This window comes from Saccharopolyspora antiqui (assembly GCF_052246905.1).
GTDB lineage: Bacteria > Actinomycetota > Actinomycetes > Mycobacteriales > Pseudonocardiaceae > Saccharopolyspora.
In genome coordinates this window covers 81979-96926 of the sequence record NZ_JBQQBO010000020.1, presented here as the reverse complement: position 1 = coordinate 96926, position 14948 = coordinate 81979, and the positions used below count along the sequence as shown (strand labels likewise).

Here is a 14948-nt window from a genome sequence, read left to right as displayed (position 1 = left end):
CGCGATCCCGGCAAACCAGGTCCACGGAACGAGCTCTAGGGCGAGGAGGATTCGATGGCCCTGACCGTGCGGCAGCACTGCGATGCTGTGGCGCTCAAGGATGGATTGCTGCTGGTGGACGGCCAGTGGCAGCAGGCCCGCGCGGGGCGGACCTGGACCCACCACCACCCGGCGACCGGCGAAGCGGTGGGGGATTTCGCCGTCGCCGCCGCCGAAGACGTCGACGACGCGGTCCGCGCCGCGCGGCGGGCGTTCGACGACAGCCCGTGGCCGACGATCCGCGCCGGGCAGCGGATCCGACTGCTGCGCCGCTACGCGGACCTGCTGCGGGAACACGCCGACGACCTGCGCGCCCGGCAGGCCCTGGACAACAGCGTGCCGCTGTCGTTCGGCACGGTGTACGCCGGATCGGTGGACGTCGCCGCCGACGTGTTCGACCACCACGCCGGGTGGATCGACAAGGCGGGCGGCGAAACCCTGCCGCCTTACCAGGGCGGCGATCACCTGGCGATGACCTTCCGCGAACCGGTCGGCGTGGTGGCCGCGGTGCTGCCCTGGAACGCGCCGTTCCTGCTGTTCGCGCAGAAAGTCGCACCGGCCTTGGCCGCCGGGTGCACGGTGGTGGTCAAGCCGTCGGAGTACGCGACGTTCAGCGTGCTGCGGATGGTGGAACTACTGCAGGAAGCCGGGATTCCGGATGGCGTGGTCAACGTCGTCACCGGCCCCGGCGATCCGACCGGCGAGGCGCTCATCGGGCATCCGCTGGTGGACAAGGTGAGCTTCACCGGCAGCCGTGAGGTGGGCCGGAGGATCATCGCGGCCTCGGCGGGCACCATGAAGCGGGTGTCGCTGGAGTTGGGCGGCAAGAGCCCGGCCATCGTGTTCCCGGACGCCGATGTGGGCTTGGCGGGCATGACCGCGATGGGCATGGTCACGCTCGGGCTGTCCGGTCAGGCCTGCGTGGCGCACACCCGGGCGCTGGTGCACCAGGACGCCTACGACGAATTCGTCGGCGCCGCCGAGCTGATCGCCGCCGCGGTGACCTACGGCGACCCGTTCGACCCGGGCGTGCTGTCCAGCCCGCTGATCAACCAGCGGCAGCTGGAGCGAGTGCTCGGGTTCATCGAGCAGGGGCAGCAGGAAGGCGCGCGGCTGGTCACCGGCGGTGGGCGGCCGGACGGCGACCTCAGCGCCGGGCACTTCGTGCAACCGACGATCTTCGCCGGCGTGACCAACTCGATGACCATCGCGCAGCAGGAGATCTTCGGCCCGGTGCTGTCGATCGTGCCGTTCGCCGACGAGGACGAAGCGGTCCGGATGGCCAACGACTCGCAGTACGGGCTCGGCGCCGGGGTGTACACATCGGACGTTCGGCGCGCGTTCCGGGTCGCCAAGCGGATCCGCACCGGCACGGTCGGCATCAACGGGTTCGCCGTGGAGCCGCACCTGCCCTTCGGCGGTTACAAGCAGTCCGGGCTCGGCCGGGAGGGCGGCCGGTCGTCGTTCGAGGCCTACACCGAGCTCAAGGCCGTGTTGTTGCCGCTGACCGACGAGTTGATGTGACATGCGGTTGGCGGGCAAGGTCGCGATCATCACCGGTGCGGCGCGCGGGCAGGGCGCGGCGACGGCTCGCCGGTTCGTCGCCGAAGGCGCGCGGGTGCTGGTGGCGGACGTGGCTGACGAGTTGGGCGCCGCGCTGGCCGAGGAGCTCGGGCCGGATGCCGTCTACCAGCACCTGGACGTCGGCTCCGAGGACGACTGGGTCGACGCGGTCCGCGCGGCCCGCGAACTCGGGTCGGTCAACGTGCTGGTCAACAACGCCGGGGTGCTGCACTTCGCGGAGTTGGCCGACACCAGCCTGGCCGACTACGAGCGGGTCATCCGGGTCAACCAGATCGGCACCTTCCTCGGCATGCGCGAGGTGATCCCGGCGATGTCCGATGGCGGCGGCTCGATCATCAACGTGTCCTCTGTGGAGGGTTTGGGCGGCATGCCGTTGCTGGTGGCGTATTCGGCCAGCAAGTTCGCCATTCGCGGGATGACGAAGGTGGCCGCGATGGAGTTGGGCCCCAAGGGCATCCGGGTCAATTCGGTGCATCCCGGTGCGATCGATACCCAAATGATTTCCGACGCGGTCGGTGGACCGGTGCCGATGGACTACGTTGGCAAACGCGTCGCGCTGGGTCGGGTCGGCCAACCCGAGGAGATCGCCGCGCTCGCCGTTTTCCTGGCCAGTGACGAGAGTTCTTACTGCACCGGCGCGGAGTTCATCGCGGACGGCGGCGCAACAGCAACACACTCACTCGCCTGAACAGGTGATGAGTGAAGGGCACCTTTTACCAACTTACTTGGTGAAAGGTGCCCTTCACCCCGGATCAGCGTCGATCGGAGGTGGCGGTGCGGAGTGTTGCGGTGGGGGCATTCGGGCAGGTTGGGCGGATGGCTACCTTGGGGTGGGAGGTTTTGCGGGCTATTCCGCGGCGGCCTTTTCAAGGGCGGGAGTGCATTCAGCAGGCTTGGTTCTTCGCGAGTGTGACGATCTTGCCTACCGCTTTGGTGGCCATTCCGTTCGGGGCGGTCATCGCTATGCAGTTGGGGTCGTTGACCCAGCAGATCGGGGCGCAGTCGTTCACCGGGGCCGCCAGTGCGTTGGCGATCCTCCAGCAGGCGAGTCCGCTGATCACCGCGTTGTTGGTGGCCGGGGCAGGTGGGTCGGCGATGTGCGCCGACATCGGCGCGCGCACCATCCGCGAGGAGATCGACGCGTTGCAGGTGCTCGGAGTTTCGCCGATCCAGCGGCTGATCGTGCCTCGGGTGCTCGGGGCGGTGCTGGTTGCCTTGCTGCTCAACGGAATGGTCAGCGTCGTCGGGGTGCTCGGCGGTTACTTCTTCAACGTGATCCTGCAGGGCGGCACGCCCGGCGCCTACCTGGCCAGCTTCAACGCGCTCGCGCAACTGCCCGACCTGTGGATCAGCGAGTTCAAGGCGCTGCTGTACGGATTCGTGGCCGGAGTGGTCGCCGCCTACCGCGGGCTCAACCCGGCAGCGGGGCCCAAGGGCGTGGGCGATGCGGTCAACCAGGCCGTGGTGATCACCTTCCTGCTGCTGTTCCTGATCAACCTGGTGCTAACCGGGATCTACCTGCAACTCGTGCCACCGAAGGGGTTGTGAGCCGATGGCCGTCGTCGACCCGGCCGCCGCGGCACCGGCGCGGCGGCGGATCACCCGTGGGCCCGGCGACGCGCTGGCCGACCTGGGCTGGCAGCTCTCGTTCTACCTGCGCGCCCTCGCCCTGGCACCGGTGACGCTGCGCCGCTACTGGCGCGAGACCGCCCGGCTGCTCACCGAGGTCGTGTTCGGCAGCGGTGCGCTCGCCGTAATCGGCGGCACGCTCGGCGTGATGATCGGCATGACGGTGGCCACCGGCGCGATCGTGGGGTTGCAGGGCTATTCGTCGCTGAACCAGCTCGGCACCTCGGCGCTGACCGGGTTCGTGGCCGCCTACTTCGACACCCGCGAGGTGGCGCCGCTGTCGGCGGGGCTGGCGCTGTCGGCGACCGTCGGCTGCGGGTTCACCGCGCAGTTGGGCGCGATGCGGATCTCCGACGAGATCGACGCGCTGGAGGTGATGGGCGTGCGCACCGTGCCGTACCTGGTGACCAGCCGGGTGCTGGCCGGGGTCGCGGCGGTGATCCCGCTGTACGTGGTGGGCCTGCTCGGCTCCTACTTCGCCTCCCGGCAGATCACCGTGTGGTTCTACGGCCAATCCGCGGGCACCTACGACCACTACTTCCACCTGTTCCTGCCACCCCAGGACGTGCTGTGGTCGTTCGGGAAGCTGATCGTGTTCAGCATCGCGGTGATCCTGACGCACTGCTACTACGGCTACACCGCGCGCGGCGGCCCGGCGGGCGTAGGCGTCGCGGTGGGCCGCGCCGTGCGCACCTCGATCGTGCTGATCGCGGTGCTGGACTTCTTCCTCAGCCTGGCCATCTGGGGCTCCACCACGACAGTTCGGATCTCGGGATGACCGGCGCGCGGAGCAGGCGCCGGTACCAGGCGCTCGGGGTGGCGTTCCTGGTGGCCGCCGGGCTGTTCTTCGCGGGCACCATCGCCGCCTACCGCAAGGCGTTCACGCCGGTGGTGGCGGTCAGCCTGGAAACCGACCGGATCGGCAACCAGATGCGGGTCGGCGCCGACGTCAAGGTGCGGGGCGTGGTGGTCGGCGAGGTGCGCGGCGTGCGGGCGGCCGGGGACCACGCGGTGCTGGACCTGGCGTTGCAGCCGGAGCAGGCGGAGCTGATCCCGGCGAGCGCGTCGGCCCGGCTGCTGCCCAAGACGCTGTTCGGGGAGCGCTACGTCTCCTTGCAGATCCCGCCGAATCCGGGTTCGCGGCCGCTGGCAGCCGGTGCTGTCATCCCGCAGGACCGCAGCGCCTCGGCCATCGAGATCGAGCAGGTGCTCGACGACCTGCTGCCGGTTCTGCAAGCGGTGCAACCGGAAAAGCTCTCGACGACGCTGAGCGCCGTCTCGCAGGCGCTGGACGGCCGCGGCGAACAACTCGGCGACACGTTGGTGCAGCTCGACAGCTACCTGGCACGGCTGAACCCGTCGCTGCCGAAGCTCGAATCGGTCATCGCGCGCATCGACGAGGTGGCCGACACCTACGACCAGGCCGCCCCCGACCTGGCGCAGGCGCTCAGCGACCTGACCACGACCAGCCGGACGATCGCCGAACAGCGGACCGCGCTGCAGACGATGCTCGGCACCGTCACCGGCAGCGCCGACGACCTGAACCGGTTCTTGGCGCTGAACAAGGACAACCTGATCGAGCTCACCGGCACATCGAGGTCCACTCTGGAACTGCTCGCCGAGTACGCGCCGGAATATCCCTGCATGCTCGGCCAGTTCGCGGACTCGATACCGAACGCCGAGGCGTCCTTCGGGAAGGGATCGCCGAACCCGGAGATCGCCAAGTTCACCATCGAGATCACCGCCAGTCGCGGCAAGTACCTGCCCGGCGTGGACACCCCGCGCTACCTGGACCAGCGGGGGCCGCGCTGCTACCCGTGGGTCGAGCCGCCGGACACCTTCCCGCAGTACCCGCCGGGCGGTCCGGTGCAGGACGGCTCCACGTTCCCCGAACCGCCGCGCGACCGCGACGAAGTGTTCCCGTGGAACCAGGTCCCGGCGTCGACCACGCCGCAGTCGGTGGCGAACTCACCGGCCGAGCGGGACCTGTTGTCGGCGCTGCTGGCACCGCAGTTGGGCGTGGCGCGGGCGGATGTGCCGGACTGGAGCGGGCTGCTGGTCGGTCCGCTGTACCGCGGTGCGGAGGTGACGCTGCGATGAGGTCGATCACCGCGCCGCTGATCAAACTGCTGCTGTTCGCGGCGGTCACGATCACGCTCACCAGCGTGCTCGCGATGACCATCGCGGCGTCCACCGCCAGCTCCACCGAGTCCTACCGCGCCCGGTTCGCCGACGCCTCCGGACTGGACGTCGGCGACGACGTGCGGATGGCCGGGGTGAAGGTCGGTCGGGTGACCGAACTGGAGGTCGTCGACGGCAGGTACGCCCTGGTGCACTTCGACATCGACGCGCAGCGGCGCCTCCCGCGCGACGCTTCCGCGACCGTCAAGTACCGCAACCTCGCCGGGCAGCGGTATCTGGCGCTGGACGCCCCGCTGCGCGATCCGGTGGACCTGCTGCCCCCGGACGGCGAGATCCCGCTGGAGCGCACCCATCCGGCGCTGAACCTCACCGCGCTGTTCAACGGGTTCAAGCCGCTGTTCCAGGCGCTTTCGCCGCAGGACGTCAACCAGCTGTCGGCCGAGATCGTCCAGGTGTTGCAGGGCGAGGCAGGCACGGTGGACAGCCTGCTCGCCCACACCGCGTCGCTGACCTCGACGCTCGCCCGCAAGGACGAGGTGATCGGGCAGGTGATCGACAACCTCAACGTGGTGCTGGGCACCGTCAACGCCCGCGGCCCGCAACTCGGCGAGCTGATCACCGCGCTGCAACAGCTGACCAGCGGATTCGCCGAGCAGCGGCAGCCGGTCGGCGAAGCGATCGCCTCGCTCGGCGAGCTCACGCACACCACCGCCGGACTGCTGGAGCAGGCGCGTCCGCCGTTGCAGAGCAGCATCGCCGAGCTGAACCGGGTCACCAGCATCCTCAACGCCGAGCAGCCGAAGCTGGAGCACGACCTGCAGACGGTTCCGGAGCGGTTGAACGCGTTGACCCGGACCGTCAGCTACGGCAGCTGGTTCAACTTCTACCTGTGCCGGATCTCCGGAACGGTCGGGATCTCCGAGCTGAACATCACGGTGCCGATCGTGCCGGTCCCGGCCTCGGAGATGCCGGAGAGGTGCCAGTCATGAAGCCGTTGCGGCAGCGGAACCAGGCCGTCGTCGGCGTGGTGGCGGTCGTCCTGATCACCTGCGTCACGCTGGGCGCGTTCTTCGCCGAGGACCTGCCGGTGATCGGCAGCGGGCAGACCTACCAGGCCTACTTCACCGAGTCGGCCGGACTCGCGGCGGGCAACGACGTGCAGATCGCCGGGGTCAAATCCGGTGAGGTCACCGATGTGGCGCTGGACGGGAACCGGGTGCTCGTGACGTTCCGGGTGGACGGTGTGGCGGTCGGCGAGCGCAGCCGGGCGAACATCGAGATCAAGACGCTGCTCGGCGAGAAGTACCTCGCGCTGCAACCGGACGGCGCCGCCGAGCTGACCGACCCGATCCCGATCGAGCGGACCACCGCGCCGTTCGACATCCCGGACGCGCTCGATCAGCTCACCCGCACCACCGACCAGATCGACACCCGGCAGCTCGCCGACAGCTTCCGGGTGCTCTCGGACACCTTCCGCGGCGCACCGCAGCACCTGGGCCAGGCCGTGGACGGGTTGTCGCAGCTGTCGCAGACCATCGCCTCGCGAGACCAGCAGCTCGCCGCGCTGCTGCAGAACACCAGTGGCGTCAGCGAGATCGTCGCCAACCGCGACGAACAGGTGCGGCGGTTGATCTCCGACGGCAACCTGCTGCTGACCGAACTGCAGCACCGCCGCGCGGCGATTTCCGCGCTGCTGACCGGCACCCAGCGGCTCTCCGACGAGCTGCGCGGCCTGGTCGCCGACAACCAGCAGCAGTTGCAGCCGACCCTGGACCAGCTCAACCAACTGACCGAGATGTTGCGGCGCAACCAGGACGACCTGGCCCGGACGGTGGCGGCGATGGCGCCGTACGTGCGCGGCTTCAACAACACCGTCGGCAACGGCCGGTGGTTCGACGGCTACCTGTGCGGGCTGTTCCCACCGGCGGTAAACGCCGGGCCGGTGCAGACCAACAGCACGTCCTGCGAGGTCCCGGTGCCGTCCCGTCCCGTCGGAGGTGGCTGATGCCCAAGATCTCCAAGGCCCTCGGTCTGGGGTGCGCGCTGGTGCTGTTGTGCGGCGCGGGCCTGTGGTGGTTGTTCAGCGATCCGGGCACGCGGATCACCGCGTACTTCGACAAGGCCGTCGGCGTCTACGCCGGGTCGAGCGTGCGGGTGCTGGGTGTCGAGGTCGGTGGCATCGACAGCGTCGTGCCGCAGGGCGCGGTGGTCCGGGTGGACATGCACGTCGATGACGACGTGCGGATCCCGGCCGACGTCAAGGCCGTGGTGGTGGCACCGAGCCTGGTCAGCGACCGGTACGTGCAGCTCACCCCGGCTTATTCCGGCGGCGCCGAGCTGGTTTCCGGCGCGGTGCTCGCGGCCGACCGCACGGCCACGCCCGCCGAACTCGACGACCTCTACCGCAGCGCCAACGCGCTCGCCCAGGCCCTCGGTCCGGACGGCGCGAACAGCACGGGCGCGTTGTCGGACGTGCTGAGCACCTCGGCGGCCGCGTTGCAGGGCAACGGCGCGGACCTGAACACCACGGTGCGGCAACTCGGCGACCTCGCCGCGACCCTGCAGGACAACCAGGACGATCTGTTCGCCACGGTGGACAACCTCAACAGGTTCACCGGGGCGTTGGCCGAAAGCGACCGGCAGATCCAGGAGTTCTACGGGCGGGTCACCGATGTGACCGGATTCCTGGCCGGTGAACAGCAGCAGATGGGCGCCGCGCTGGGCTCGCTCTCGGTCGCGCTGGACGATGTTTCCCGGTTCATCCGGGACAACCGGACCCTGATGGCGTCCAATGTGGACAACTTGACCGGTGTGACGCAGGCGTTGGTGGACCAGCGCGAGGCGCTGGCCGAGGTGCTCGACGTCGCTCCGCTGGGGGCGACGAACTTCATCAACTCCTACGACGCGGCCTCCGGAAGCGTCACGGTGCGCGGCCACCTCAACGAACTCACCCATCCACCGGTGCTGATGGTGTGCAAGCTGATCCAGCACAGCACACCAGAACCGCTGCCGGTGGCCCTGAAGGAGGCCTGCGACAGGCTGGCCCCGGTGCTGGACGGAACGCTGCCGCTGCCGTCGGTCGGCGAAGCGATGCACCACCTCCAGCAGGGCGAACTGCCGCCGCTACCGCTTCCGCTGGTGGATGCCTCCCGCCAAGGGGGCAACCCATGACCAGGCGCCGCGCGCTCGGCGCGGGACTGCTCGCGACGGTGCTGGTTTCCGGTTGCACCGCAACGGGATTCTCCGGCCTCTACAACGCGCCGCTGCCCGGTGGCGCGGAACTCGGCGACGATCCGTACCGGGTGACCGCGCACTTCGCCGACGTGCTCGACCTGGTCCCGCAGGCCAGCGTGAAGGTCAACGACGTCGCGGTCGGCCGGGTGGAGGGGATCGAGCTGAGCCCGGACAACACCACCGCGCTGGTGGTCATGTCGGTCAACGGCGACGTCCGGCTGCCCGCCAACGCCGACGCCCAGCTGCGGCAGTCGAGCCTGCTGGGCGAGAAGTTCGTCGAACTAGCGGCACCAGCCGAGGCGGCGCACGAGGAGCTGGCCGACGGCGCGGTGATCCCGCTGGAACGAACCAACCGCAACCCGCAGGTCGAGGAGGTGCTCGGGGCGCTGTCGATGCTGCTGGGCGGCGGTGGCGTCGCGCAGCTGCAGGACATCGTGCGCGAGCTGAACGGGGCCTTCACCGGCAACGAGGCGGAAATCCGCTCGCTGCTGGGAAATCTCAACGACACCGTGGGGCGGTTGGACGCGCAGAAGGAGAACATCACCCGCGCCATCGACGGCCTCAACCGGCTGTCGTCGACGCTGCGCGGGCAGACCGACGAGGTGGCCGGGGCACTGGACGGCCTGGCGCCCGGCCTGCAAACCCTGGCGCAGCAGCGGGATCAGCTCGTCACGATGCTGCGGGCGCTGGACGAGCTCTCCGGTGTCGCGGTGCAGACCGTCAACCGCAGCAGGGACGACATGGTCGCCGACCTGCGCGCCCTCGCGCCCACGCTGCAGAAGCTCGCGGACACCGGCGACAAGCTGCCGGACGCCATCGGCTACCTGGCGACCTACCCCTTCCCAGAGTACGCCATGAAGCCGCTCAAGGGCGACTTCGTCAACGCCGACGTCCGGGTCGACCTGGATCTGAGCAGCATCATGGAGAACCTCACCCGGTCCTCCGGCCCGCTGATCCCGATCCCGGGGCTGTCGGACTCGGGGCAGTCCGGGCTGACCCTGCCGCCACCCGCACCGGCCCTGCCGCCGCTGCCCATCCCCGCCCCGACGCAGCAGGGAGGACGCTAGATGTTCGCGCGGAAGACCAAGGCGCGGCTGGGGTTGTTCCTGGTCCTGGCGGTGGTCGGCATCGGGTACACCGGCGGCCAGTACGCCGGGCTGGACCGGTACTTCGGCGGCAACGGCTACCCCGTGACGGTCCGGATGGCCGACTCCGGCGGGCTGTTCACCAACTCGGAGGTGACCTATCGCGGGGTGGCGGTCGGTCGGGTCACCGCGATGCGGCTGACCGGAACCGGTATCGACGTCGACCTGCACATCACCGACTCCGCGCCGCCGATCCCGACCGACACGCGCGCGGTGGTGGCCAACCGCTCGGCGGTCGGTGAGCAGTTCCTCGACCTGCGGCCCGAACACGACGGCGGCCCCTACCTCGCGGCGGGATCGGTGATCGCGCCGGAGCGGACCGAGACGCCACCGGCGCCGGAATCGCTGCTGGTCGACCTGGACCGGCTGGTGGGCAGCGTGCCGGTCGACGATCTGCGCACCGTGGTGGACGAGGTCGGCACCGCCTTCAACGGCACCGGCGACGACCTGCAACGCCTGCTCGACGCGGCCAGCTCGGTCACCGCGGCGGCCGATCAGCACCTCCCGCAGACCACCGGGCTGCTGGTGAACAGCGATGTGGTGCTGCAAACCCAGCAGGAGCAGGCCGAGCAGATCGTGTCGTTCAGCGGCGGACTGCGGCAGATCTCCGCGCAGCTCAGGGAATCCGACCCGGATCTGCGGGGGATCATCCAGCAGGCGCCGGTGGCGAGCCAGGAAGTCGACGCGCTGCTGCGCAGCGCGGGCACCGACTTCGGCGTGGTGGTGGCGAACCTGCTGACCACGATGCGGATCACCGAGGTGCGCGGACCGGCGGTCGAGCAGATGCTGGTGGCCCTGCCGGTGGTCTCCTCGTTCACCCACTCGCTGTCACCGGATGGCACCGGGCACCTCGGCCTGGTGCTCAACTTCTTCAACCCGATCGCCTGCACCAGGGGCTACGAGGGCACCCCCCGGCGGCCGGGCAGCGAAACGGCACCGGGACCGACGAACGAGGACGTGCACTGCGCCGAACCGCCGGACAGCGTGATCAGCGTTCGGGGCTCCCAGAACGCCCCGCGAGCCCCGGTTCCAGACCCCGTCCCGCCGCCACCGCCGTTCACGCCCTGAGCACTGTGAGTAGTGTGCGGTCGTGCGGATTCTCGTCGTGGCGGCTCCGTTGCTCGGGCACCTGTTCCCGTTGATGCCGTTGGCGCGGGTGCTGCGCGACGCGGGTCATGACGTGCTGGCGGCTACGGCCGGGGATGCGCTCGCCGCCCGGCAGAACGGAATCGAGATCGAGGACGTCGCACCGGGCTTCGATTTCGGCCGGATCGCACGGCGGATCATGCTCCGGCACCCGCTGCTGGCCCGCGCCGAACTCGCCGGTGATGGCGGGCTGCGCGGCGTGTCCCGCATTTTCGGCGCGGTGAACGACGAATTGGCCGACGGTGTGGTGGCGCTGGCCGACCGGTGGCAACCCGAGCTGGTCATCTGCGAACCGCTCGCGGCCTCCGGTGCGCTGGCCGCGGCACGCCGTGGTGTTCCGCTGGTGCTGCACGAGAACTCGCTGTTCAACGGCCCGGAGTTGATCGCCGCGACCCGCATCGCCGGGACCTTGGGGCGCCACGGCGCGGCGGCGTTGCCGCCCGCTGCGACGACGTTGACCATCGGGCCGCCGAGCGTTGTCGGTGCCCGCGAGGGGTTGCCGATGCGGTGCGAGCCGTTCAGCGGTGGGGGCGCGGTTCCGGACTGGTTGGCGCAGCCGCCCGCGCGGCCCCGGATCCTGGTCAGCCGCAGCACGGTCAACGGCCCGGGGGAGAACCCGATGGCGGCTGTCGTCGCGGCGGCGCCGGAGGTCGACGCGGAGATCGTGCTGGTGCGCCCCGACGGGAAGACCGCGAGCCGGGTGCTGCTGGAGAACGTTCGAACGGTCGACTGGGTCCCGATCAACGATGTCCTGCCGACCTGCGCGGCGGTGGTGCACCACGGTGGAGCGGGCAGCATCTTCGGTGCCTTCGCGGCGGGCCTCCCGCAGCTGGTGACGCCGGGCGCGGGCGACCGGAAGTTCAACGCCGGGCTGGTTTCGGCTCGCGGCGCGGGCCTGGCGGTCCCGGCCAAGCGGATCACCGCGGCCGACCTGACGCGCCTGATCACCGACGACGCCCTGGCCTCGGCCGCTGGCGAGGTCAAGGCGGAGATGGCCGCGATGCCCGCCCCCGCCGAACTCGTCCCAACCCTCGAAGCACTGGTTGCGACCGACCGGTCGTGAACGCTGGGGCGAAGCGCCCCGATTTCGCCTGACCTGCCATGGGGGTCGTGTGATTGGTGGGTCAGGTGTTGTGTCCTGAGAACGTTGGCAACCCGATGTCTCGGCCGTCACGTGGGCCGTGCGCATCGAGTTGCTATCGGCGCCCTGAGTGGCACTTGATGCCACGGCACGCCGATTTTGTGGGCGCGTGCCGAGCAGCGGCGCCGGGCGCCTTTGCCCAGGTGGACGCGCTCGTGAGGGGTTCCCATACTGAGGGTGTCGGCCTCGCGGGACTCGACCGGATGGGCGAGTCGGAGAGGAGTGCGTGATGGGGCGCGCGGTTGGAATCGATCTGGGGACGACCAACTCCGTGGTGGCGGTGCTGGAGGGCGGCGAGCCGACGGTGATCGCCAACTCCGAGGGGTCCCGGACCACGCCGTCGGTGGTGGCGTTCGCGAAGAACGGCGAACTGCTGGTCGGTCAGCCAGCGAAGAACCAGGCGGTCACCAACGTGGACCGGACCGTCCGGTCGGTCAAGCGGCAAATGGGCACCGACTGGCGGGTGCAGATCGACGACAAGTCCTACACGCCGCAGGAGATCAGCGCCCGCGTGCTGATGAAGCTCAAGCGGGACGCGGAGTCCTACCTCGGGGAGGACGTCATCGATGCGGTGGTGACGGTGCCCGCGTACTTCGACGATTCGCAGCGGCAGACCACCAAGGAGGCCGGGCAGATCGCCGGGCTCAACGTGCTGCGGATCATCAACGAGCCGACCGCCGCGGCGCTGGCCTACGGCCTGGAGAAGGGTGAGCGGGAGCAGACCATCCTGGTCTTCGACCTCGGTGGCGGCACCTTCGACGTGTCGCTGCTGGAAGTCGGGGATGGGCTGGTGGAGGTCAAGGCGACCTCCGGCGACACCCACCTCGGCGGTGACGACTGGGACGAGCGCATCGTCGAGTGGCTGGTCGACAAGTTCAGGGCGTCCTCGGGCATGGACCTGACCAAGGACCGGATGGCCATGCAGCGGATCAAGGAGGCCGCCGAGAAGGCCAAGATCGAACTGTCCAGTTCGTCGCAGACCAGCATCAACCTGCCCTACATCACGGTCGACTCGGACAAGAACCCGCTGTTCCTGGACGAGACGCTCTCCCGCGCCGAGTTCGAGCGGATCACCTCGGATCTGCTGGAGCGCTGCCGCAAGCCGTTCAACAACGCGATCCGGGACGCCGGGATCAAGGTCGGCGACATCAACCACGTGGTGCTGGTCGGCGGGGCGACGCGAATGCCCGCCGTAACCGATCTGGTGCGCGAACTCACCGACGGCAAGGAGCCGAACAAGGGCGTCAACCCGGACGAGGTCGTCGCCGTCGGCGCCGCCCTGCAGGCCGGTGTGCTGCGCGGTGAGGTCAAGGACGTCCTGCTGCTGGACGTCACGCCGCTGTCGTTGGGCATCGAGACCAAGGGCGGCATCATGACCAAGCTCATCGAGCGCAACACCACGATCCCGACCAAGCGGTCGGAGACCTTCACCACCGCCGAGGACAACCAGCCGTCGGTGATGATCCAGGTCTTCCAGGGCGAGCGGGAAATGGCCGCGCACAACAAGAAGCTCGGCATGTTCGAGCTCACCGGGCTGCCGCCCGCGCCGCGCGGTCTACCGCAGATCGAGGTCACCTTCGACATCGACGCCAACGGCATCGTGCACGTCAACGCCAAGGATCTCGGTACCGGTCGGCAGCAGTCCATCAAGATCAGCGGCGGCTCGGCGCTGCCCAAGGACGACATCGACCGGATGGTCAAGGACGCCGAGGCGCACGCCGAAGAGGACCGCAAGCGCCGCGAAGAAGCCGAAACCCGCAACCAAGCCGAAACCCTGGTCTACCAAACCGAAAAGGTCCTGACCGACAACGCCGACAAGATCCCGGCCGACACCCGGACACAGGTGCAGGACGCGATCAAAGACGTAAACGAAGCCCTCAAGGGCGACGACATCGAAAAGATCCGCTCCGCGGTAGACCACCTCGCCACAACCTCCCAAGCCATCGGCCAAGCGATGTACGGCCACCACCAGACCGCAACCGACACCAGCGGCGACGGCGGCCCCCCACCAAAACCCGACGGCGAAGAAGTTGTCGACGCAGAAATAATCGACGAAGACGAAAAAAAGGAGTAACCACCCGTTCGCACGATGAGTGAAGTCCCCCTTCGACCGACTATGCCGGTCAAAGGGGGACTTTGTATTAGGGGCCTGGCGGGATCTGCGGCAATGCTCGAATATGTGCTCTGACCAGCACAAATAGTGCTGAGGAGTACCGACGTGTTTGGACAGTTCCGACCCTTGGACGGCCTGGTATGGCCTGGTATGGCCTGGCGGTGAGTGGATCCGCCGCACCCGGCTACCCGAAACCCGTGCTGGGTGTCGATTCAACAACGACGCCGACTGCCAGGAAGACTTCTACGGCATCCGGCTGTACAGGGCCCGAGACGGATGCTGGATGGTCGGAGTCTGCATCCAGCGCATGGACCTCTGCCAACCGTTGAACGAGTTCGCCTACGGCGACCTCGCCACAGAGGTCGTCCGGTTCCGCGAAGCCGAATACAAACGCCTCGCACCCCACGCCATCGCCGTGGACTGATCATCGAACGAAAGGAACGCCAGTGCCCATCGAGCACGAAGCCAAGATCCTCGACGTTGACGCCGACGCACTGGAGAAACGGATCCTCGCCGAAGGCGGCCACAAGCAAGGCGAGGCGTTGCAGCGCCGCTACGTCTACGACATCACCCCCGGTGATGCCTCGAAGTGGATTCGGCTGCGTGACACCGGACGCGAGATAACGTTGACGATCAAGGAGATCGGCCACGACGGGACCGGTCCTCGGGCTCGCTCAGGTCGACGATGACGCTCTCCGCCTAGAAGCACGCGCACCCAGAGTCCGAGGTCGGCCCAGTCCTGGCCTAGGCCGTGCCTGTGGCTGCGTGCTGGGGG

Annotated in this window: 14 protein-coding genes; all 14 read left to right on the top strand. The window is 68.9% G+C overall.

Annotated features, from left to right (window positions below):
- The first annotated feature begins 54 nt into the window (after positions 1-54).
- The 14 genes from ACTWQN_RS27415 to ACTWQN_RS27350 all read left to right on the top strand — a co-directional run bounded on the left by ACTWQN_RS27415 (position 55) and on the right by ACTWQN_RS27350 (position 14862).
- Positions 55-1563: an aldehyde dehydrogenase family protein gene (locus tag ACTWQN_RS27415; RefSeq protein WP_443206464.1), complete on the top strand. Its 1509-nt coding sequence runs from the start codon at positions 55-57 to the stop codon at positions 1561-1563.
- 1 nt (position 1564) lies between these two features.
- A complete protein-coding gene (locus ACTWQN_RS27410) occupies positions 1565-2311 on the top strand; it encodes a glucose 1-dehydrogenase (RefSeq protein ID WP_443206463.1) in 747 nt (248 codons plus the stop codon).
- A 128-nt stretch (positions 2312-2439) separates the two neighbouring features.
- Positions 2440-3171, top strand: coding sequence for an MlaE family ABC transporter permease (locus tag ACTWQN_RS27405; RefSeq protein WP_443206462.1), 732 nt, complete (start codon positions 2440-2442; stop codon positions 3169-3171).
- Positions 3172-3175: 4 nt separating this feature from the next.
- Positions 3176-4030 carry an MlaE family ABC transporter permease gene (locus tag ACTWQN_RS27400; protein ID WP_443206461.1) on the top strand — a complete coding sequence of 285 codons (855 nt, stop codon included), beginning with the start codon at positions 3176-3178 and terminating at the stop codon, positions 4028-4030.
- Positions 4027-5352 carry an MCE family protein gene (locus ACTWQN_RS27395; RefSeq protein WP_443206460.1) on the top strand — a complete coding sequence of 442 codons (1326 nt, stop codon included), beginning with the start codon at positions 4027-4029 and terminating at the stop codon, positions 5350-5352. The genes ACTWQN_RS27400 and ACTWQN_RS27395 overlap by 4 nt, the downstream gene beginning before the upstream one ends.
- Positions 5349-6383, top strand: coding sequence for an MCE family protein (locus ACTWQN_RS27390; protein ID WP_443206459.1), 1035 nt, complete (start codon positions 5349-5351; stop codon positions 6381-6383). The genes ACTWQN_RS27395 and ACTWQN_RS27390 overlap by 4 nt, the downstream gene beginning before the upstream one ends.
- Positions 6380-7399: an MCE family protein gene (locus tag ACTWQN_RS27385; RefSeq protein ID WP_443206458.1), complete on the top strand. Its 1020-nt coding sequence runs from the start codon at positions 6380-6382 to the stop codon at positions 7397-7399. Before ACTWQN_RS27390 ends, ACTWQN_RS27385 begins: the two co-directional genes overlap by 4 nt.
- Entirely contained in the window at positions 7399-8565 is a 1167-nt protein-coding gene (locus tag ACTWQN_RS27380; RefSeq protein WP_443206457.1) for an MCE family protein, read from the top strand. Before ACTWQN_RS27385 ends, ACTWQN_RS27380 begins: the two co-directional genes overlap by 1 nt.
- Positions 8562-9695, top strand: a complete 1134-nt coding sequence (locus ACTWQN_RS27375) for an MCE family protein (RefSeq protein ID WP_443206456.1) — start codon at positions 8562-8564, stop codon at positions 9693-9695. The genes ACTWQN_RS27380 and ACTWQN_RS27375 overlap by 4 nt, the downstream gene beginning before the upstream one ends.
- Positions 9696-10841 (top strand): MCE family protein, encoded by a 1146-nt coding sequence (locus tag ACTWQN_RS27370; RefSeq protein WP_443206455.1) that lies wholly within the window; start codon positions 9696-9698, stop codon positions 10839-10841. It begins immediately after the preceding gene.
- A 22-nt stretch (positions 10842-10863) separates the two neighbouring features.
- Positions 10864-11982, top strand: coding sequence for a nucleotide disphospho-sugar-binding domain-containing protein (locus ACTWQN_RS27365; protein WP_443206454.1), 1119 nt, complete (start codon positions 10864-10866; stop codon positions 11980-11982).
- Positions 11983-12289: 307 nt separating this feature from the next.
- A complete protein-coding gene (gene dnaK, locus ACTWQN_RS27360; RefSeq protein WP_443206453.1) occupies positions 12290-14134 on the top strand; it encodes a molecular chaperone DnaK in 1845 nt (614 codons plus the stop codon).
- A 322-nt stretch (positions 14135-14456) separates the two neighbouring features.
- Positions 14457-14597 (top strand): hypothetical protein, encoded by a 141-nt coding sequence (locus ACTWQN_RS27355; protein WP_443206452.1) that lies wholly within the window; start codon positions 14457-14459, stop codon positions 14595-14597.
- 22 nt (positions 14598-14619) lie between these two features.
- Complete coding sequence (locus tag ACTWQN_RS27350; RefSeq protein WP_443206451.1) at positions 14620-14862, top strand: hypothetical protein; 243 nt, start codon at positions 14620-14622, stop codon at positions 14860-14862.
- Positions 14863-14948: the final 86 nt, after the last annotated feature.